Consider the following 20,060-nt stretch of genomic DNA (forward strand, 5'->3'; position numbering starts at 1 on the left):
CGCCGCACGATCCAGCGCGACCTCGAAGACACCCTCTCCGAGCAGATCCTGTTCAACGAACTGCGCCCCGGCCAGATCGTCGTCGTGGACTGCGAAGGCGACCCCGGCCACCCGGCCTCGCGGCTGCGGTTCAGCGCGGCCAGCCCGATCCCCGAGACGGAAAGCGAGGTGACCGGCGCGTGACCATCGAAGCTCCGCCCCGCGTCCTGCACTTCACCGGCCCCGCCCCCACGGGCCGGCTCGACCGGCCCGATGACCTGCGCACCGGCCAGGTGCTCCGGCTGCTCACCCGTCAGCTGTTCGCCTATCCGGCCGGTCCCGGCGCCGTCCGGCCGGTCGCCGACGCCGCCGTGGAACTGCCCACGGCCGCCAACGGCGACATCGCCGACCGGGGACGCACGATCCGGATCCGCTTGCGCCCGGGCGTCCGGTGGGACGCCCAGGCCGCCCGCGAGATCACCGCGGCCGACTTCGTCCGGGGGATCAAACGCACCGCGCACCCGGACGCCCGGCCGGTCCGGCCGGTCTTCGCCGCGATGATCGAAGGGATGGCGGAGTACTACGCGGCCTACGACGACGCCTTCGGCCATTGGGAACCGCACGCGCCGGCCCTCGCCCAGTTCCAGCGGCACACACCGGTTCCCGGCCTGCGGGCGGCCGACGACAAGACGCTGATCGTCCGGCTGACGGCGGCCCACGACGGGGTGCTCGACCTGCTCGCCACCGGGTACTCGGCGGCTGCCCCCCGCGAGTACGACTACTACGTGCCGGACAGCCCCGAGCTCTACCGCTGCTGCCCGTCGGCCGGCCCGTACCGGATCGTGCGGCAGCTGTCCCCGGGCGGCGACTTCGCCCTGGAACCGAACCCCCGATGGGATCCGCAGACCGACCCGGTCCGCCGGCGGCCGACCGGCCGCATCGAGCTTTCGCTGCGACCCGGGGCCGAGACGGGCGGGCCGGCCGCCGCCTGGTTCGGCGTGCTCGGCTGGGATCCGATGCCCCCGCCGGCCGGCGCATGGTCCGGCGCGACCCCCGAGGTCGTGTACAGCCTGCAGCCGGTCCGGGGGCAGGTGCTGCCGGCCGGCCGGATCGACCGGTCCGGGCTGCCGGAGGCGCTACTCGCTTGCGGAGCCACTGCCGCGGCCCCGGCCGGCCCCACGGGGACCACCGGGGACGGGGCCGCGCTGCGGCTGGCCGTCTTCGTCCCCGGCGGTCCCCGGCTGGCGCCTCTGCTCGAAGCGCTGATCGCCGGCGGCCGCGCCCAGGGCGTCGAACTGAGCGAGGCCGCCGGCGAAACGTCGGCCGATGTGGTGCTGCGCGAACGGGTGTCGCAGTGGCCGGTCGAGTTGCCGGGAACCGAACGCCCGGGCCCGCACGAGGTGCCGCTGGCCACCGCGGTGTGGCCCGGTGTGGTCGCCGACGCCCGTACGGGAGGCACGGCCCGCTGGTCCTGAGTCCTGTCCGAGATTCCGAAGGCCCCGGCACGGGTGTGCCGGGGCCTTCCGCTCGATCACCGTGCTCAGAGACCGAACAGGGCGCGCCTGAGCACCGGCTTGGCCGTCTCCTGGAAATCCAGTTCGGGGTCCAGTTCGCGTACGGTGCCCTCCACCACGAGCAGGGACAGCAGCGGAAAGACCAGTTCGGGTGAGGCCGCGACACCGTGCCGGCGTTGCAGGTCGAACAGTTCACCGGCGAAAGCGATCAAGCTGAACTGCTTCGCCGACAGGCGGTGGCTGCGGGCCACGAGGTCGGTCACCCCCGCGTTGAAGGCGGGCACGTCCGCGTCGGCGGCCAGCCCGATCGCGCTCTGCAGCACGATGGCCGCGCACTTGTCGCCCCGGCCCGCCGACATGTTGAGGAAGAAGTCGGCGAACAGCCGGCGCATCCGGTCCGACAGCTGCACGCTGAACCCCGCGTCGAGCACGATCACCTGGCCGCCCCGGGTGAAGTACAGGTTGCCCGGGTGCAGGTCACAGTGCACGAAGCCGTTGATGAACAGCATCTCGTAGACCACCGCCATGGTGGTGGCCGCGAACGTGCGCCGCATGTTGGGCGGGCAGGCCGCGCTGGTGCCGACCGACAGCGACGGCACGAAATCCATCACGATGGCCCCGTCGCGGCTCAGATCCTCGTGCACCCGGGGCACCCGCACCCGGGCCACCGCGCCCAGATCGGCCCGCAACCTCTCCAGGTCGGCGCCCTCCCGCAGGAAGTCGAGCTGCCCGATCACCGAATCGCACAGGTGCGCGACGACCTCCTTGACCGGTACGCCGTGGAACAGCGGAAGCCGGGCCACCACCCGGGCGCCGCGTCGCAGCAGCTCGAGGTCGGTGGCCATGCGCGAACCGATCCGCGGCCGGCGCAGTTTGATCGCGACCGGGCTGCCGTCGTGCCGGGTGGCCGCGTAGACGCACGCCACGCTGCCGCTGGCCACCGGCCGGTAGTCCACGGTGGCGAACAAGGTGTCCAGCTCGCCGCCGAAGACCTCGCGCAGGGCCGCCTCGCTCTGCTGGGGGCTCAGCGCCGGCACGTTGTCCTGCAACGCCGACAGCTCGTCGCACAGTCGCGGCGGTATCACGTCACGCCGGGTGCCGAGAACCTGAGCCGACTTGACGAAGGTCGGGCCGAGCCGGGCCACCGTGCGGGTGATCTCCCGCGAGAACCGTTGCCTTCCCCGCTCGCGGCCGTGCCGCAGCGTGACGCCGGCCGCCTGGAGCAGTCCGCTCGCGAGGGACGCGGCGGCCACCGTGGCCACGGTGACGGCCCGGCCGGCCAGGGCCGGTGCGGAGGGGCCGGGCGCCGGCCCGGCGAGGACATCCGGCGAGCGGTGGGGGAGCACAGAAGCCATGGGCAATGCCTTTCTGCGGTCGGCGCGGGTCGGCGGTCAAGTCGAGGACAGTCCCGGGACGTCCAGCGCCCGGAGCCGGACGTTGGCCGCGTCGAAATACCACAGGCGTAGGCCGTCCCAGGTCAGGCTGGTCGGCCGGCCGTCGACGTGGATCTGCAGAACGGTGCGCCCGGACCGGGTGTCGAAGACGGTGATGCTCTCGCCGAGCAGATCGCTCCAGGCGACGTACCGGTCGGTGACCGTCATCCCGGTCACGCCCAGCGGAGCCGGAACGCTGGCGATGACGTGCGGCCCGGAACCGGCGTACAGGCGCAGTTCGTCCGGATAGCCCAGCCAGAGGCCGGCCGGGCTGTTCTCCATCGCGGTGATCGGTTCGCCGGTGCGCGGATTCGCCATCTCGCCGACCACCTCGCCCGAGCCGGTGTCGCACATGCGCAACCGGTGGTCCGGACCGGTGGCACAGAGCAGGTGGCCACCGAGCACGGTGAGGCCGGAACGCAGGTCGGGGCAGGCGATGACCGGTTCAAGGGCGGTCGGCGCGAACGGGTCGACCGGAACCAGGCACGCGCGGGCCGGGTCGGCGTACCAGAGAAGCTGGCCCGACCAGGTCAGGCCGGCGACCGTTCCGGCGTCCACCGAGATGTCGCGCACCGACGCGGCGGTGAAGACGATCATGTCGTGTCGCCACGGCCGAGCCGGCAGTCCAGGCGCCAGCGGGTCACGTCCCGGAAGTGCACGTCGTCCGGCCGCAGCACGCGTGCCTCGACCGTCTCGCCGCCGGTGACCGGCGTGTGCCGCAGCGGCCAGACCCAGACCGCCCAGTTGCAGCCCGGGTACGAGGGCATGTTGGTCAGGGTGATGCCCGGGGTCAGCGTGGCGGTGAAGTAGCCCGCGATCGCGTGCAGTGTGCCCGCGCGCTCCACCGCCAGCCGCACCGTCCGCCCGTTCTTGACGAAGTGCTGCCCGGCCGCGCTGTCGGAAAGGGGTTGCGGGGGGCCGAGAACCACCGGCTCGCGGCTGAAGAAGTGCAACTGGGCCGCCGGCTCGACCATTTCCCGTACGGCGTCCAGCCGCATGTCGAGGAAGCCGGCGCGCCAGATCCCCCAGCCTTCCTCGTCGAGCTGGACCGGCGCCAGCCAGGTGACCAGGCGCTCCGGCACCACCGCGCCGCCGGGCCGCAGATTGCGCCGGGCGAAGGTCTGCAGGATGCGGGTCATGTCTTCCTCGGGACCCAGGTTGCCGATCAGCTCACACACGACCACGTCGGCCTTGACCGGCAGTCTGACCTGCCGGGCGTCGCCCGCGACCACGGTGACCCGGCCGGTCCAGCCGTTGTCCTCGACCAGCCGGGCGGCGACCGGAACCATCTCGGGGTCGGCCTCCACCGCATAGACGTGGCCCGCACCGTGCCGCAGGGCCAGGGCGGTCAGGGCCAGCGTGCCGGCGCCGACGTCGGCCACCACCGCTCCCGGCTGAACGGTCGCGGCCAGCGCTTTGTCGTAGGCCTCGAGCCGTGGCCGATCCCCGAGCATGGCCTGATGCATGAGCAGATGGCGTTGATCCACGATGGTCCCCCTACGCGGGCGGGCGGCAACCTCACACTAATAAAACATATAGCGGATGGAAAGACCCCGGCCTGCGGTCACAGGGACCGGTGGTCGTACAGGAGCTCGCGGGCGAAGGCGTGCACGGTGCCGAGCATCCGGTACTGCGGGCCGTCCTGGCGATGCCAGACCTCCAGCAGTGACTTGTCGACCAGGCGCTCCAGCAACAGCCGGATGTCGGACGAGGACCGGCCGAACAAGCCTCCGACCCGGGCTGCGGTGGCCAGGCAGAACTCCCGCGGCACGGCGCCCAGGGCGGCGAAACAGCGCTGTTCGGCCGGGTCGAGCAGATCCAGATTGCGGCTCACTGCAGCATGCAGCGACCGGTGATGCGACGGTCCTCCGCGCCTCAGCGGATGGATGGCGTGCAGCGGATCGTGCAGATCGTCCAGCAGGCTTTCCAGGTTGCCGGTGCGCAAGCAGGCGGCGGCCAGCTCGATGGCCAGCGGCAGGCCGTCCATCGCCTGGCAGACGGCACTGACCAGCTTCTCGTTGGACGCGGTCATCGTGAACCCGGGACAGACCTGGGCGGCCCGGCGGGCGAACAGTTCCACTGCGGGCGACTGCGGTTCGTCGGCCTCGGAGGAGCCCACCGCCAGTGGCCGTACGGGATAGACCGCCTCGCTCGCCAGCCCCAGCAGCTCGCGCGTGGTGACCAGGATGTGCAGCCGGGGCGCGTTGCGCAGCAGTTCGTCGGCCAGGTCGGCGATCTCGTCGGTCACCAGCTCGGCGTTGTCCAGCACCAGCAACGTCTGGCTGTCCTGCAGCCGGTCCAGCAGGGCGCGGCGAGTGTCCGCCGGAGGGCGCTCGGTGGCCGCGCCGGTGAAGGTGCGCAGCACGGTCCCGGGCAGTTCGGCGTGGCAGCGAACGTTGGTGAGATCGGCCACCGCGACGCCGTCGGCGAAGGACGCCTGCAGCTCCGCGGCCACGTGCAGCGCCAGCGCGGTCTTGCCGACGCCGGCCGGCCCGGTCAAGGTGACCAGGCGGTAGCGGCGCATCAGCCCGGCGGCGAAGTCGAGGTCGTCCTCGCGGCCGAGCAGAGGCTCCACCCGGGGCCGGGGGCCGCGCCAGGGCGCCCGCGACACGGTGGCCACGCCACTCGGCGCCTCGGCCTCGAGCACCTCCCGGTACGCCGCGGACAGCTCCGGCCCGGGGTCGATGCCCAGCTCGGTGCGCAGGCGGGAGCTGACGCCGAAGAACCGGTCCATGGCGTCGGCGCGCATCCCGCCCCGGGCCAGCACCTGCAGGGCCCGTGCCTGGATCCGTTCGTTCAGCGGCTCGGCCCGGGCCAGCCGCTCGGCCAGCGGAACCAGGTGCTGGGGCTGGTTGGTCTCCAGGCCCAGCGCCAGGCAGTCCAGCGCGGTGCTGACGAACTCCTGTCGTAGCGACACCAGGTCTTCCGGATGCGCCAGGCCCTGGAGGTCGGTCAGCTCCGGGTCGCGCCAGAGCCGGATGGCCCGGCCCAGCGCCGAGAACGCCTGGTCGAGCTCGCCGGCCCGGCGCAGGGCGTCGGCGCGCGCGGTGAGCGAGCGGAACTTGGCCAGATCCAATTGATCGTCATTCACGATCAGCCGATATCCGCCTGGCACCGATGCGATCACATTGGTCCGGTTACGACGCGGTACGCCCGGCTCGAGAATATGACGGAGTCGGGCGATATAAGTATGAATAAGTGCATGGGCCTTGGCCGGTGGCTTGGCGGGCCACACCGACTCCACGATCTCGGCCAGGCGAACGTGCCGATCGGCATGCAGTCCCAGCAGCGCCAGGACAGCCCGCTGTTTCGGCGGGCCGAGCTCCACGTCTCCGTCCTCCGCGGAGACCCACACCGGGCCGAGAACCTGAATGTAAAGCACGGTCTCGTCCTTCCCAGCCTTCTACATAGGACTTCCGGCCGCGTCTCGATTGCGCCCTATGCTAGGGGAAGAACTAACATACTTAAAGTAGTCAATGAGTAGCGTTGCGCGACGTTGGTATGCCGGACACGTCAAGATGCCGTCAAGGAGGTCACCCCACCATGGTGACGGATCGATGGTGACGTGGCAGGGGAGAGGCATAGTGATGTCCAGGGTTGCCGGGGCGGCGGAGATCCACACGGTCGGCATCGCCGGGCGGGGAAGAATGGGCACCATGTTGGCACGATGTTTCGCCGCGGCCGGCCTGCGCGTGCTGATCAGTGGCCGGCAGCTCCCGCCCGCCGGCAGCGCCACGGAACACGACCCGGACGGCCGGATCCGGCAGGCCACGATCCGCGACGTCGTGGCCGGCGCCGACGTCCTTCTGCTGGCCCTGCCGTTCTCGGCGGCCGTCGAGATGGCCCGGGCCGGGCGGCTCGGGCCCGGCCGCGACCGGCCGCTGATCGACGCGACGAACCCCTGCTTCGACGACGCCGCCCAGGTGCCCCCGGGCCGATCCGGGGGAGCGGTGCTGGCCGGCCTGCTGAGCGACTGGCGAACGGCCAAGGCCTTCAACACGGTGCCGGCCGCGATGCTGGCCGAACCGACACTCGGGGCGCGGCCGGTGACCATCCCGGTGGCCGGCGACGACCCCGGCGCGAAGCACGTCGCCACCGAGCTGGCCCAGCTGCTCGGTTTCGAGCCGGCCGACGCCGGCGGGATGGCTCAGGCGGGCGCGCTCGAGTCACTGGCGGGGCTGCTCAGTTCGATCAGCACCCGGCACGGACTGGCCGGCCGGGTCGGCTTTCAGCTCGCGCGGGCGGCCGCCGGAAGTGGCATGGACCGCTCGCGCGAAGGATTCTCGCCGAGCCCGATCAGATAGAGGCAACGGGGCAGCGCGGCCGGCGGCCCGGTGACGCTGACCGCCCCACTGACCAGTGCCTCCACCGGCTGGACCTTGCCGCTGCCCAGGTCGAAGAAGGTCGTGGCGTCGGTGGAGATGTGCAGGGTGGCGTCCGGATCGGGCCCCGGCGCGGTGCGCGCCACGCCGCCGGTCACCGTGACGTGGAAGATCTCGCCCTCGATGTCGAACTCGTAGGACTCGTCGGCGGTGGCCCGGGACGAGTCGACCAGCGCCTCGATGGCCAGCGCGGCCCAGGTCGGGCGGGTGATCACGCCGTGCATGGTGCCGGGGCGCTCGGTCAGCATGGTCAGGCCGAAACGGGCCAGCACGAGCACCGTGTCCCGCAGCCGTTCACCGAGCTCGGTCAGGGCGTAGCCGGCGGTGCGCCGCTCGGGGTCGAGCGGCCGGATGATCCCCATCTCGGTGAGGAACACCAGGCGATCGGCGAGCAGGTTGCTGCCGATGCCGGGCAGCGCCTCGAGCAGATCGCGGTAGCGTCGCGGCCGCACCAGCAGCTCACGGATGATCAGCAGAGTCCAGCGCTCGCCGACCACGTCCAGCGCGAACGCGAGCCCGCACTGCTGGTCGTAGGTCCGCCGATCTCGTTGTCCCTTCACGGCCGCTCCTCGATGAGCCCATCTGTTTAGTAACAGATAGTACCTCGGGCAGGCGTGGGCAGCCGACAGGGTGCAACAGGCGGCCGTGAGAGCGCTCGACGGGGCCGTCCGGTGTGCTCGTCGGATGAAAAATCATCTACCAAGCGTCGATGTCTCGATCACTCTAGACCGGCCCGCCGGGCGCCTTCGTCTTCCAGATTGCGGTTGTCGCCCGCTCCACCCGGCCGGCGCGCCCGGTGGCCATAGGCTCGGCCGGTGCGGCTGACTGCTCCCGTCCACGAGGACGCCCTGATCGACGCCCTGCCCAAGGTCGAACTCCACGTGCATCTGGAGGGCTCGGTGCGGCCCGCCACCTTGCTGCGGATCGCCCGGCGGCACGGCCTGGACCTCGGGGCGGCCGACGAGCAGGCGCTCGCCCGCTGGTTCGAATACCGCGACTTCCACCATTTCACCGAGGTCTTCGAGCAGTCCACCGCGGCGCTGCGGGAGCCGGAGGATCTGGCCGCGATCACGGTCGACCTGGGCCGGGCCGCGCACGCGCAGCAGGTGCGCTATCTCGAGGTCACCTTCACCCCCGGGATGCACGAGCGGGCCCGCGGCATCCCGTTCGACGAACAACTGGACGCGGTCGGCGCGGCGGCCACCCTGATCCGGCGGGAGAACGGCGTGCGGATGCGGTTCATCGTGGACCACGTCCGTGGGGAGTCGCCGGCGGAATGCCTGCGCACCGCCGAGTGGGCCGTCGCGGGCCGGGACCGCGGGGTGGTCGCGCTCGGGCTGGGCGGATTCGAGCCGGGCCGTCCCAGCTCGCTGTTCGCCGAGGCGATCGGTCACGCCCGCTCGCATGGTGTGCCGTTCGTGCCCCACGCCGGCGAGGCGGTGGGCCAGGAAGGCATCTGGGACGCGCTGACTTTCGAACCGCCGCGGATCGGGCACGGTGTCCGCGCGTCCGAGGACCCGCTGTTGCTGGACGCGCTGCGCGACCGCGGCGTCCTTCTCGAGTTGTGCCCGACGAGCAACCTGCGTACCGGCGTGGTGGCCCGGGCCGACGAGCACCCGCTGCGCCGGATGTGGGACGCCGGTTTGCTGGTGTGCCTGAACTCCGACGACCCGGCCATGTTCCAGACCGACGTGGCCGCCGAATACCGCTTTGCCGCGCAGTGGCACGGATTCACTGCCGGGGAGCTGGCCGCCATGACGCTCGACGCGATCGACGCCACGCTGCTGCCCGCGCCGGAACGCGCCGGTTTGCGGGCCGAGGTGATCGCCGACCTCGACGCGCTCGGCGTGCGTCCGGCTCAGCGCATGTCGTCCAGCGCGAGAATGTGATTCGGCTCAGCGCTTGTTGTCGTTCAGCGCGCGACGCAGCGCGAGAATGTGATCCGGCGTGGAGCCGCAGCAGCCGCCGGCCACGGACAGATCCCACGTGTCGCGGCAGTCCTGCAGATGCCGGGCGAACCGGTCCGTGCCGACGCCCACGGGCACATGCCGGTCGACCGCCTCGGCCTCGGCCAGGCCACTGCGGTCCTCCAGATTCGGGTAGGCGCCCATCGCTCCCGAATACCGGCGGCGCACGCCGGCCAGCGCCCGGCTGGTGGCCTCCGGAGGGGTGCAGTTGACCAGCACGACTTCCGCCCCGGCGGCCTGGGCGGCCACGGCCGCCTCGCCGGTGTCCTCCCCGGACAGCAGCCGGCCGTCCGGCCGGCAGACGAAGCTTGTCCAGGCCCGCATCCCGCGCCCGGTCACCGCCGCCGTGGCCAGCGACGCCTCGCGGACGGTGTTCATGGTCTCGACGAGCACGAGTTCGACGCGCTCCCGGCGGAACTGCTCGGCCTGCCAGTCGTGCTCCTGCCGCAGGACGGCGTCGCCGGGCACCAGGTCGGGCCGATAGCAGTCCTCAACCGGGGCGAGCGACCCGGCGACCTGGATCGCCCGGTCCCCGGCAGCCTCCCGGGCGACCCGCAGGGCGATCCCGATCAGCTCCGCGGCCGTGGCCGGATCGGCGCCGGCCTCACGAGCGGCCCGGCGGGTGCATCGGAACGTGACGGCGGTCAGCACGTCGGCGCCGGCGTCGGCATAGGCCTCGTGCACCTGCCGCAGCAGCGCCCGGCCCGCGTCGTCGAACAGCACACCGGCCGACCACCACGGCGCCCGCACCGATCGTCCGGCCCGCTGCAGCTCCGTGGCGACGCCGCCGTCGAGCACCGTGGTGTCGCGTCTCAACGCCTCTCCCGTCGTCGCCCGTACCGGCACCGCGATCGTCACACGCCGGCGGGCGGACGCGGTCCGGCCGGCGGGAACTGAGCAAGCTGAGACACAGCGTGGCGCGGACAGCATGCGACGCTGCCAGACGAACGGGGGTCGCTCTCATCCACTGTGGAGGCTTGCCAGTGACTGCTCCCATCCTTCCCCAGCCGGCGACTTCGGTGGACCGGCCGGCCGCGGCGACCGGCACGGCTGTCGCGCACCGCGGCCGCGTCGTCGCCTTCTCCGCGGCCGCGGGCATCCTGCTGGCCGTTCTCTGGTCCTACGAGTTCGTGGACTCCGTGATCGGTCAGAATGTCGCGGCCGGCCTGCTGGGCCACGATCCCGGCGCCGGCGGTCTCGGTGGCGCGGTGCCGGGCCTGTTCTTCGCGCTCGTCTCCGGTCTGGCCGGCACCTTCACGGCCTGCAACATCGCGATGGTGGCCGCGCTCGGCCCGATGGCCGGTGCGGCCGGGAGCCGTTCCGTGAGCGCCTGGACGTTCCTCCGGCCGGTTGCCTTGCTGACGGCCGGCATGGTGGCGGTCTCCGCGGCCTACGGCTTCGTCGGAGTGTTGCTCGGCGACCGCCTTCCGCAGTTGTCCACGGCGACGGCCGGAGGCATGCCGGTCCGGTTGCTCCAGGCCTCGGTGGTCTTCGGTGTCATCGGGCTGGCGCTGCTGATACTCGGGCTGTGCGCGCTCGGTGTCCTCCCGGACCCGTTCGCCGGACGGCCTTCGGCGCGGGTGCTGGTCCTCGGCGTGCTCATCGGATGCTTCCTCATCGGCCGCCCCTACCCGTTGTTCAACAAGCTGTTCCACTGGGCGGCCGACAACGGCAACCCGCTGTACGGCGCGGCCGCGTTCGTCCTGCAGTCGATCGGCAACATCCTGCTCGTGTCCGCGATCTTCGTGCTCGTCAACCTGGCCACCCGCGGCGGCCTCGTCCGGCTGCTGGCCTCGAATCCGCGCCGGGCGGCGCTGGTCACCGGCAGCCTGCTGGTCGTCCTGGCCGTGTTCAGCATCGTGTACTGGGATGTGCGCGTGCCCGCCATGTTCGGATACGGCTGGTTCCCGGTCATGTTCTACAACTGATCAGGAGCGGACGAACCGTTCGAGCACCTGGACCAGCATCCGGATCTCGTCCCGGGTGGTGTAGCGGACGATCCCCGCGCGAACCGCCCGCGGGTCGTGCGGGGCGACGGCTCGCAACGCCATCTCGGCCGAGAAGGCGCCGTGCCGGACGTGCACGCCGGCCTCTCCGAGCGCGTGCGCCACTTCCTCGGCCGGCCGCCCCGGCACCTGAAAAGTCACGACCGGGATGCTGGGGGTGTCGGGCGGCGGGCCGAGAACCCGGACTCCGTCGACCATCCGGAGTTCGTCGGTCAGCAGCCGGCGCAACCGCCGGCCGTGTCCGAACACCGCTTGCCGATCCCAGCCCAGCAGGACTTCGGCGGCCACCCCGGCGCCGAGCACCGCCTCAATGTTGACGGTGCCCAGCTGCAGCCCGGCCGAGGTCGAGGACGGCAGCTCGGGCAGGCTCGTCCGCGGCAGTTGGTCGCCGGTCCACAGCACGCCGCCGTGCGGGCCGTACCACTTGTCGGACGAGGTGACGAAGGCGTCGCACTGCCAGAGATCGACCTCGACGTCGCGGTGGGCGACCGCCTGGACCCCGTCGACGAAGGTGCGCACCCCGGCCGTACGCGCGGCCGTGCAGATCGCGGCGATGTCCGGCGCGCTGCCCAGGGCGTTGGACGCGGCGGTGACCGCGATCCACCGGGTGCGGGGGGTGATCATCGAAGCGACCGAGGCCGCTTCCAGCTCACCGGCGGGGGAGAGGGCGGCCATCCGGACCGTGGCCCGGGTCTGGCCGGCCAGCGCCATCCAGGGCGCGACGTTGGAGTTGTGATCGAGCGGAGTGCAGATGATCTCGTCGCCCGGACGGATCTGGGCGGCCAGCGACCGTACGAACAGCACAGTCAGCGTCGTCATGTTGCTGCCGAAGTTGACCGTCCCCCCGGTCGCGCCGATGAGCCGGCGGATCCGGTCGCCGGCCCATTCGACGATCATGCGGTTGCGCCGGCCGTTCAGCGTGCCCGGACCGGCGTCGCTGAAGTCGGCGTCGGCCAGGTAATGGCGCATCGCTGTCGAGACTCCACGATGCACCAGGGTGCCGCCCGGGCCGTCCAGTTGCGCGACGGAAGGCCGTAAGCCGGGGAACTGTTCGGCGATCGGCAGCGAGAGCATCTGCTCCAGCGACACCGGAACGAGGTCAGGTTTCATGGGATCAGCTGGACGGCAACCCCGGGTGACCTGGCACCCGCGCGGGCAACGGCATCTCGATCTCCGTATCGGTCGGCCGTGGCATGCCGAACGTCGTCAGTGCCCCGTCGACATATCAGACTCAACTGCTGCCGATAACGATAAATTCGGACTTGTTGTGAAGAACGCATCATAGCACCCCGTTGCTCCTACCGAGGTACATAAATTACTCGTCGGTTGGGCCCGTCCGCTGTCCCGGAACGACCGGTTACGAGGGGTGTGCACCGACGCGATCGGCCGCCGCCCACCACGATCGGTTGTCCCGATACCAGGCCACGGTGTCGTGCAGCCCGGCCTCGAAATCACGCTCCGGCACGAAGCCGAGCTCGGAGCGGATCTTCCTGGTCTGCACCGAATATCGGCGGTCGTGTCCCTTGCGGTCGGTCACGAAGCGGATCAGATCCCGGCTCGCGCCGCACTCCCGCCGCAGCAGCTCGGCCAGGGCCAGGTTCGGCAGTTCGCGGACACCGCCGACGTTGTAGATCTGACCCGGCTGCCCCTTGGTGCGGACCAGTTCGAGGGCGCGCACGTGATCGTCCACATGCAGCCACTCCCGCACCTGGCGGCCGTCGCCGTACAGCGGGGCGGGCAGTCCCTGCAAGAAGCTGGTGATGAACCGCGGAATGAACTTCTCGGGATGCTGGTACGGCCCGTAGTTGTTGGCGCTGCGGGTCACGCGGACGTCCAGCCCGTACGTGCGATGCGAGGCCAGCGCGAGCAGGTCGGCGGCCGCCTTCGACGCGGAGTACGGCGAACTCGGGTCCAGCGGGTGCGTCTCCGGCCACGATCCGTGGGTGATGGAGCCGTACACCTCGTCGGTGGAGACGTGCAGGAACAGCAACGAGCCGTGGTCGTGGCGAACGGCGGCCTCGAGCAGGGTGTGGGTGCCGAGCGTGTTCGTGCGCACGAAGTCGGCGCCCCCGGTGATCGAGCGGTCCACATGCGACTCGGCGGCGAAGTGGACGATCTGATCGTGGTCGCGCACCAGGTCGTCGACGAGCGGGCCGTCGCAGACGTCACCGCGTACGAAGGTCAGGCGCGGATGATCCCGTACGGGGAGAAGGTTGGCCGGATTGCCGGCGTAGGTGAGCCGGTCCAGCACGGTGACCCGCACGTCCGCGCCGGACGCCAGCAGCGTACGCACGTAGTGGGAGCCGATGAAGCCCGCTCCACCGGTCACCAGGATGCGCATCGCCACGGCCGTTTCCGCACGAGTTCAGCGTAGGCACCCGGCGCGGTGCGGATACTTCGTTGCTTGCTCTTTCGGCGTGGAAGGGCCGGAGGATCGCGCCTCCGGCCCCGCCGGAATTTCGGGCGTCAGCCGGCCTGCTGCATGATCTGGATCAGATTGCCGCAGGTGTCGTCGAGAACCGCCGTCGTGACCGGGCCCATGTCGGTGGGCTCCTGGACGAAGTGGACACCGAGCTTGGTCAGCCGCTCGTGCTCGGCCTTGACGTCGTCGACGGAGAAGGACGTGTAGGGGATGCCGTCGGCCACCAGTGCCTTCTTGTAGGACTGGGCGGCCGGGTGCGCGTCCGGCTCGAGCACCAGCTCGACGCCGTCCGGGTGGTCGGGGGAGACCACGGTGAGCCACTTGTGCTCGCCGAGAGGGATGTTGTGCTTCTCCTTGAAACCAAGGATCTCCGTGTAGAACTTCAGGGCCCTGTCCTGGTCGTCAACCAACACGCTGGCCAGCTCGATTCTCATGTTCACTCACTCCCGCTCGCACCGGCGCCCGGACGGCTGCCGGCATGCTTTCCAGCCTTCTTGAGCCACCGCTCGATCGATTCGAGCGGTGTGGTGTTGATGTGGTGGAACTTGTATCGGCCCTCGCGTCTGGTTTCGACCAGACCTGTGGCTTCGAGAACGTCGAGGTGCTGCGAGATCGCCTGCCGAGTCGAGGCGAGCTCGTGCTTGGTGGCCAGGCGCGAGCAGATCTCGAAGAGTGTCTGCCCGTCACGGTCGTTCAGCTCGTCGAGGATCGTGCGGCGCGTCGGGTCGGCCAAGGCCTTGAAGACGTCATCCACAACAGTACGTTATGCAAGTTGGCGCTTGCCTGTCAAATCACACCGCCGCCGGTCCCCTCGATGGTGGTCCTAGGTGGATGCGGGCCGGGCGATCTCGTCGATGTACCGGTTCAAGGTCGCCACGTAGTCGGTGATGAGGTTTCCGGCCGCGCTCAGCGCCTCGGGGGAGTGGCCGGCCAGCATCGCGTCGATGCGGGCGGTCAGCGGGGCGAAGAACTGGTTGAGCATGTCGTCGACGCCCTCGGTCACGCGCAGGGTGACGATGCGCCGGTCCGTGCTGTCGCGGGTGCGAGTGACATGCCCGGCCTTCTCGAGGCGGTTCAGCAGCGACGAGGTCGCGCCCGGGGTGAGGCCGACGCGCTGGCTCAGGCCGGCCTGGGTCAGGGGCGTCCCGCGGTCCTCGGCCGACAGGATCTCCACCAGCGCCTGGGCGTCGGTGGTGTGCAGGCCCGTACGGAGGCCGAAGTGCCGGGAGAGCTCGGCGAATGCCGTTCCGTGCCCTCGTAGCGCGGCGAGCAGCCGATCGCGTGCTTCGTCGGTCTCAGTCAACGCCTGTTCTCCCGCATGTTTCGTGACGCCACCGGCCGGAAAACGGTACCACCACCAAATAGTTTGACGGTGGAACCTTCACGCGGTAAAACTATTGGCGGCAAGCCGGCCGACCACGAGGGAGCACGAATGACCACGGATGCACCACGAGCCTTGATCTCCGGTGCGAGCATTGCCGGTCTCACCACGGCGTACTGGCTGGCGAAGGCCGGATGGGGCGTCGAGGTCGTCGAGAGGTTCGACGCCTTCCGGGGCGGAGGGCAGAACGTCGACATCCGGGGCGCCGCCCGCGATGTTCTCGCCGCGATGAACCTCGAGGAGGCCGTACGCCGCCGGAGCACCACCGAGGAAGGCACCTCGGTGGTCGACGCCGGCGGGCGGGCCGTGGCCCGATTTCCGGTCGAGGACCCCGACGGCCCGACCGCCGAGCTCGAGATCCTGCGGGGCGACCTGGCCGAGATCATCCTGGAGGCCCGGCCGGCCGGCGTCGCGGTGCGCTACGGCGACCGGATCGACCGGGTGGACGATCGCGGCACCCACGTGGAGGTGACGTTCCGCTCCGGCGCCACCGGGTCGTACGACCTGCTGGTGGTGGCCGAGGGGGTCCGCTCGGCGACGCGTGACCTGTTGTTCCCGTCCGCCGTGACGCGACGCGAGCTCGGCGTCAACATGGTGTACGGAACCATCCCGCGGGTGGCCGACGACGACCGGTGGTGGCGGTGGTTCTCGGCCCCGGGCGGCCGGCAGATCACGTTGCGGCCCGACGACAAGGGCACCACCCGGGCGACGCTGGCCTTCACCAGCCGGGGCCGCAACCTCGCCGATGTCCCGCTCGACCGGGCCCGGGCCGAGCTGCGTGACGCCTTCCACGACGCGGGCTGGCAGGCCCGGCGGGTCCTGGACGGCTTCGCCGGCTCCGGCGACGTCTACATCGACTACCTCACGCAGATCAAGATGCCCGCCTGGTCGCGCGGCCGGGTCTGCGTCACCGGGGACGCCGCCTGGTGCGTGACTCCGCTGGGTGGCGGCGGGACCTCCCTGGCCATGGTCGGCGGCTACGTGCTGGCCGCCTATCTGAGCCAGGCGGCCGGCGCCGACCTGGGGGCGGCGCTGCGGCGGTACGAGCAATGGATGCGACCGCTGATCGACGACGCCCAGAAGCTGCCGCCCGGCACGCCCGGGCTCTTCTATCCCCGATCCGCCGCCGGTGCCGCGGCCCTGCGCCTGGCCGCCCGCATCGGCAGCACCCGGGCGTTGCGCTCCCTGACCGCCCGGATCGGCCACGTCGCGCGGACCGGGCAGTCCCTGCCCGCCATGGCGTCCTAGGGGCTGTCGACCAGGCGATCGGGCTGCCAGCGACGCTCGATGGTGACCGTGGTGCCGGTGTCCGCCGGGACGACCCGGACGTCGCCGTACGCGCTCATCAGCGTGGCGCCGCGCCCCCGGTCGCGCGACGCCGGCCGGGCCCGCCACCCGCCGAAGTCACGGACGACGACCCGTACGGTGCCGTCGTGGATCCGCATCTGCACCTCGACCTCGGGCCGGGTCGGTTGCTGGGCGTGCTCGACCGCGTTGTTGACCGCCTCGGTCGCGGCGACCTGCAGGTCGTACAGCAGATCCGTGTCGATCTTGTAGTCGCTCAGCGTGGCCCGCAGATCGCTGCGCATCGCGCCCGCGGCCGACGCCGTCAGCGGGTAGACCCAGGTGACGTCCAGGTCGGGCACGTCGGCTTCCGCCGGAGTCCGGGGCGCCCGGCGCCGGCGCAGCACGACCGCCGCGATGTCGTCGGGCTGGGGTTGCGGCACCCCGGCCAGCACCGAGTCGAGGACCGCGGTGGCCGACGTGCCGGCCGCGTACGCCTCGTGAAGGCGCTGCCGCACCCGGTCCAGCCCCAGGTCCGTCGAGCCCGGCGGGCCCTCGACCAGACCGTCGGTGTAGAGCAGCATCTGACCGCCGGGCGGCAGGGAACCCTCGTTCTGCCGGTACGCCGCCCGGCCCCGGCCCAGCGGCGGCCCGACGGTTCCCGGCAGCGGGCCGGTGCCGCTTGACGAGGCGGAACACACCGGGACGGGATGGCCGGCGCTGCACCACGCGAAGTCGCCCGTTCCCGGGTTCAGCCGCAGCACGAACAGGGTGGCCGGCCGCGGCGTCCCGGCCCGGCCGGCCAGCTCGGCCACCCGCGCCATGATCGTCGCGGGGGAGGAGTCCTCGGCCGCGTACGCGCGGACCGCGCTGAGCAACTGACCGGTGGTGACCGCCGCGCCCAGCCCGTGCCCGGCCACGTCACCGAGGCTGATCACCGTGTCGCCGCCGGGCAGCTCGACGACGTCGTACCAGTCACCGCCGGGCTCCGCGGCGGCCGGCCGGTAGGCCGCCTGCAAATCCCAGCCGGCCGGCACGGGCAGATCCGCCGGCCGGGTGCTCTGCTGCAGGGTCAGCACCAACTGCCGGTCGTGGCCGGGTTGCCAGCCGGTCCGGGCCAGCGCGGCGAGCATGGCGGCCATCGGCGCGAGCAGGGCCTGTTCCCGGTCGCCGATCCGGCGCGCCGGGTCGACCAGCACGACGAGGGCGCCGATCGACTCACCCTCGCGGCCCCGGATCGCGGCCCGCACGCTCCCGGCCGGGCCGGCCGACGCGCCGTCCGGGCCCGAAGTGAACCGCAGCTCGGGCGCCGACGTGCCGTCCGGGCCCGCGGTGAACCGCAGCTCGGGCCGGCCGTCGCCGCCGGACACGACAACCTCGGCCGCGATGCCGTCGAGCAGGACCCGCGCCTGTTCGGTGACGCTCCGGAAGGCCTCCTCGAGGGCGCGGCCGGAGGCGATCACCGCGGCCGTGCCGACCGGCGCGGCCGGCGTCCGCGTGTGCGCGGCGCGCACCCGGGCCAGCCGCAGGGTGTTGCCGACTCGCGCGACCAGTTCGGCCGCGGTGAACGGCTTGACCACGTAGTCGTCGGCGCCGGCCTCCAAGCCGTCCACGCCGGACTCGTCGCCGGCCCGGGCGGACAACATGATCACCGGCAGCGCCCGGGTCGCCTCGTCGCCGCGCAGGGCCCGCACCAGGGCGAACCCGTCCACCCGGGGCATCATCACGTCGGTCAGCAGCAGGTCCGGCGGATTGCGGTCGATCGCTTCCAGCGCCGCCTGCCCGTCCGCCGCCAGTTCCACCTGCCAGCCCTCGCCGGTGAGGAGCCGCTGGAGGTAGGCGCGCATGTCGCTGTTGTCGTCGGCGACGAGGATCCGGGCGGTGTCGGCCGGGGGCGGCCCGGCCGGGGTCACGGGTTCGTCGAGCCAGCCGACGGCCTCCCGGGCGGCCGCCTGGGCGGTGACCATCTCGGGCAGCGGTTCGGCCGCCGCCGCCTCGACCAGCGGCACGGTGACGGTGAACGTGGTGCCCGCCCCCGGGGTGCTGTCCACCGTCACGTCGCCGCCCTGCAGCCGGGCCAGCTCGCGGACCAGCGCCAGGCCGATTCCGCTGCCCTCGTGACTGCGGGACTGCACATCGCGTACGCGGTGGAAACGGTCGAACAGTTGGGGGAGGTCGTCGGCGGCGATCCCGATCCCGGTGTCCGAGACCCTCAGCCGTACGGTGCCGGCCTCGGCTTCCAGCCGCACCGCGATCTCGCCGACGAAGGTGAACTTGAGCGCGTTCGACAGCAGGTTGCTGACGATCTTGTCCCAGTTCAGCGGGTCGATGGCCACGGTCCGGGGCAGCGGCGGGCAGTCCACCGTCAGGCGCAGGCCGGCGCGCTCGATCGCCGCCCGGAAGACGCCGGCCAGGTCGGTGGTGTAGCGGGCCAGGTCGACCGGTCGCGGCCGGTGCTCGGCCCGCCCGGCTTCCAGGCTGGAGAAGGCGAGCAGGTTGTTGACCAGCGAGAGGAGCCGGTGGGCGCTGCGCTGGGCGAGTTCCACCCGGTCCCGCTGGTCCGGACCGAGCGGTTCGGCCGCGTCGGCGAGGGCGTCGGCCAGCGGACCCATCATCAGAGTCAGCGGCGTACGGAACTCGTGGCTGACGTTGGTGAAGAAGTCGGTCTTGACCCGGTCCAGCTCGGCCAGCGCCGCCGCGCGGTCGCGTTCCTCCTGGTAGGCCTGCGCGTTGCGGACCGCCACCGCGACCTGCTGGGCGAGCAGCTGGAGGAACGAGCGGTACGTCTCGTCCAGGCCACGGCTGGGGCTGACCCCGGCCAGCAGCACCCCCAGCGGCTGGGACCGCTCGGCCGACGGCAGCGGGAGGGAGACCGCGGTGCGGACCGGGTCGTCCCACGCGCCGCCGGTCACGACCAGCCGGTCGGCGACGTCGGCGATCTCCAGAACCTCGCCCGCGGCGGCCTCGTGCAGGCGCCAGCTGTCGCCGGACGGGCCCACGAGCGGCGGCACCGCATCGGTGCCGTCCACGCCGACTGTTGCGGCGCGCCGCAGAACCGCGCCGTCGCGCAGGTAGATGGCCGCGAACGGCACGTCGGTCCGGTGCTCGCCGATCACCGCGCAGAGCTGCGCGCAGACCTGCTCGAGGTCGGCCGCCCGCCCACCGGCCGGCACCGCGAGGTCGCGCAGCAGGCGGAGGCGTCGTTCGCCGACCACCTGCTCGGTGACCTCGCTGCAGACGGTGAGGATGCCCGTGGTGGCGCCGTCGTCGTCGCGGGCCGGGGCGTGCGAGACGCTGAAGTACGCCTCCTCGCGGTAGCCGGCCCGGTTCAGCGCCAGCTGCAGCGCCGGCACCCAGCTGGCCACGCCGGTGGTGCGGGCCGCGACGATCAGCGGTTCGAGCACGTCCCAGCTCTCGGCCAGGGTGACCCGGACGTCGATGCCGAGCGCGTCCGGGTGCCGGTCGCCGATCAACGCGGAGTAGGCGTCGTTGTAGAGCTGGGTGTAGTCGGGGCCCCACAGCAGCAACATCGGGTAGCGGGAGGACAACACGATCCGTACGGCGGCCCGCATGCTCTGCGACCAGCTCTCCACCGGGCCGAGGTCGGTGGCGGACCAGTCGAGCTCGCGCATCAACCGTCCCGTGGCCCCACCGCCGGCGAAGAGGTCGTCTGTCACGAGGCCACGCTACCC

Annotated in this window: 18 protein-coding genes; 6 read left to right on the forward strand and 12 right to left on the reverse strand. The window is 71.8% G+C overall.

Translation table 11 applies throughout. The annotated features are described in order from the left end of the window. Both ACZ3I4_RS24965 and ACZ3I4_RS24970 read left to right on the forward strand, forming a co-directional pair. A partial coding sequence (locus ACZ3I4_RS24965) for a hypothetical protein (protein ID WP_465384424.1) occupies nucleotides 1–183 on the forward strand: 183 nt, incomplete at its 5' end. Next, nucleotides 180–1,454, forward strand: a complete 1,275-nt coding sequence (locus ACZ3I4_RS24970; RefSeq protein ID WP_465384425.1) for an ABC transporter substrate-binding protein — start codon at nucleotides 180–182, stop codon at nucleotides 1,452–1,454. The genes ACZ3I4_RS24965 and ACZ3I4_RS24970, both read left to right, overlap by 4 nt. A 65-nt stretch (nucleotides 1,455–1,519) precedes the next feature. Here ACZ3I4_RS24970 and ACZ3I4_RS24975 read toward each other — a convergent pair whose 3' ends face one another. The 4 genes from ACZ3I4_RS24975 to ACZ3I4_RS24990 form a co-directional block, all read right to left on the reverse strand. Beyond that, on the reverse strand, nucleotides 1,520–2,839 hold the full coding sequence (locus ACZ3I4_RS24975) for an ABC1 kinase family protein (RefSeq protein WP_465384736.1): 1,320 nt from the start codon (nucleotides 2,837–2,839) through the stop codon (nucleotides 1,520–1,522). A 45-nt stretch (nucleotides 2,840–2,884) separates the two neighbouring features. Next, nucleotides 2,885–3,523, reverse strand: a complete 639-nt coding sequence (locus ACZ3I4_RS24980; RefSeq protein ID WP_465384426.1) for a YncE family protein — start codon at nucleotides 3,521–3,523, stop codon at nucleotides 2,885–2,887. Continuing rightward, on the reverse strand, nucleotides 3,520–4,413 hold the full coding sequence (locus ACZ3I4_RS24985; protein WP_465384427.1) for a methyltransferase domain-containing protein: 894 nt from the start codon (nucleotides 4,411–4,413) through the stop codon (nucleotides 3,520–3,522). Before ACZ3I4_RS24985 ends, ACZ3I4_RS24980 begins: the two co-directional genes overlap by 4 nt. 77 nt (nucleotides 4,414–4,490) lie before the next feature. Continuing rightward, nucleotides 4,491–6,308 (reverse strand): AfsR/SARP family transcriptional regulator, encoded by a 1,818-nt coding sequence (locus tag ACZ3I4_RS24990; protein WP_465384428.1) that lies wholly within the window; start codon nucleotides 6,306–6,308, stop codon nucleotides 4,491–4,493. Nucleotides 6,309–6,513: 205 nt separating this feature from the next. On the opposite strand from ACZ3I4_RS24990, the gene ACZ3I4_RS24995 reads away from it, so the two are divergent. Next, a complete protein-coding gene (locus tag ACZ3I4_RS24995; RefSeq protein WP_465384429.1) occupies nucleotides 6,514–7,230 on the forward strand; it encodes an NADPH-dependent F420 reductase in 717 nt (238 codons plus the stop codon). On the opposite strand, the gene ACZ3I4_RS25000 is transcribed toward ACZ3I4_RS24995, so the two are convergent. Next, nucleotides 7,155–7,868: a winged helix-turn-helix transcriptional regulator gene (locus ACZ3I4_RS25000; protein ID WP_465384430.1), complete on the reverse strand. Its 714-nt coding sequence runs from the start codon at nucleotides 7,866–7,868 to the stop codon at nucleotides 7,155–7,157. The two genes, ACZ3I4_RS24995 and ACZ3I4_RS25000, sit on opposite strands and share 76 nt — an antisense overlap. A gap of 255 nt (nucleotides 7,869–8,123) precedes the next feature. Between ACZ3I4_RS25000 and add the strand changes: the two genes are divergently transcribed. After that, a complete protein-coding gene (gene add / locus ACZ3I4_RS25005; protein ID WP_465384431.1) occupies nucleotides 8,124–9,197 on the forward strand; it encodes an adenosine deaminase in 1,074 nt (357 codons plus the stop codon). A 6-nt stretch (nucleotides 9,198–9,203) separates the two neighbouring features. Here add and ACZ3I4_RS25010 read toward each other — a convergent pair whose 3' ends face one another. Continuing rightward, a complete protein-coding gene (locus ACZ3I4_RS25010; RefSeq protein WP_465384432.1) occupies nucleotides 9,204–10,091 on the reverse strand; it encodes a homocysteine S-methyltransferase family protein in 888 nt (295 codons plus the stop codon). Nucleotides 10,092–10,258: 167 nt separating this feature from the next. Between ACZ3I4_RS25010 and ACZ3I4_RS25015 the strand changes: the two genes are divergently transcribed. Next, a complete protein-coding gene (locus tag ACZ3I4_RS25015) occupies nucleotides 10,259–11,203 on the forward strand; it encodes a hypothetical protein (RefSeq protein WP_465384433.1) in 945 nt (314 codons plus the stop codon). On the opposite strand, the gene ACZ3I4_RS25020 is transcribed toward ACZ3I4_RS25015, so the two are convergent. From ACZ3I4_RS25020 to ACZ3I4_RS25040, 5 genes are all read right to left on the reverse strand, one after another. Beyond that, entirely contained in the window at nucleotides 11,204–12,391 is a 1,188-nt protein-coding gene (locus ACZ3I4_RS25020; RefSeq protein ID WP_465384434.1) for an aminotransferase class V-fold PLP-dependent enzyme, read from the reverse strand. Between the two features lie 247 nt (nucleotides 12,392–12,638). Next, on the reverse strand, nucleotides 12,639–13,622 hold the full coding sequence (rfbB, locus tag ACZ3I4_RS25025; RefSeq protein ID WP_465384737.1) for a dTDP-glucose 4,6-dehydratase: 984 nt from the start codon (nucleotides 13,620–13,622) through the stop codon (nucleotides 12,639–12,641). Between the two features lie 125 nt (nucleotides 13,623–13,747). Further along, entirely contained in the window at nucleotides 13,748–14,137 is a 390-nt protein-coding gene (locus tag ACZ3I4_RS25030) for a VOC family protein (protein WP_465384435.1), read from the reverse strand. A gap of 2 nt (nucleotides 14,138–14,139) precedes the next feature. Further along, entirely contained in the window at nucleotides 14,140–14,457 is a 318-nt protein-coding gene (locus ACZ3I4_RS25035) for an ArsR/SmtB family transcription factor (protein ID WP_465384436.1), read from the reverse strand. Nucleotides 14,458–14,526: 69 nt separating this feature from the next. Then, nucleotides 14,527–15,006 (reverse strand): MarR family winged helix-turn-helix transcriptional regulator, encoded by a 480-nt coding sequence (locus tag ACZ3I4_RS25040; RefSeq protein WP_465384437.1) that lies wholly within the window; start codon nucleotides 15,004–15,006, stop codon nucleotides 14,527–14,529. A 129-nt stretch (nucleotides 15,007–15,135) separates the two neighbouring features. Here ACZ3I4_RS25040 and ACZ3I4_RS25045 point away from each other — a divergent pair, with 129 nt between their 5' ends. Further along, complete coding sequence (locus ACZ3I4_RS25045; protein ID WP_465384438.1) at nucleotides 15,136–16,332, forward strand: FAD-dependent monooxygenase; 1,197 nt, start codon at nucleotides 15,136–15,138, stop codon at nucleotides 16,330–16,332. Here ACZ3I4_RS25045 and ACZ3I4_RS25050 read toward each other — a convergent pair. Further along, nucleotides 16,329–20,045 carry a SpoIIE family protein phosphatase gene (locus ACZ3I4_RS25050; RefSeq protein ID WP_465384439.1) on the reverse strand — a complete coding sequence of 1,239 codons (3,717 nt, stop codon included), beginning with the start codon at nucleotides 20,043–20,045 and terminating at the stop codon, nucleotides 16,329–16,331. The two genes, ACZ3I4_RS25045 and ACZ3I4_RS25050, sit on opposite strands and share 4 nt — an antisense overlap. Nucleotides 20,046–20,060 lie beyond the last annotated feature (15 nt).

This window comes from Actinoplanes sp. NPDC021490 (genome assembly GCF_055562135.1).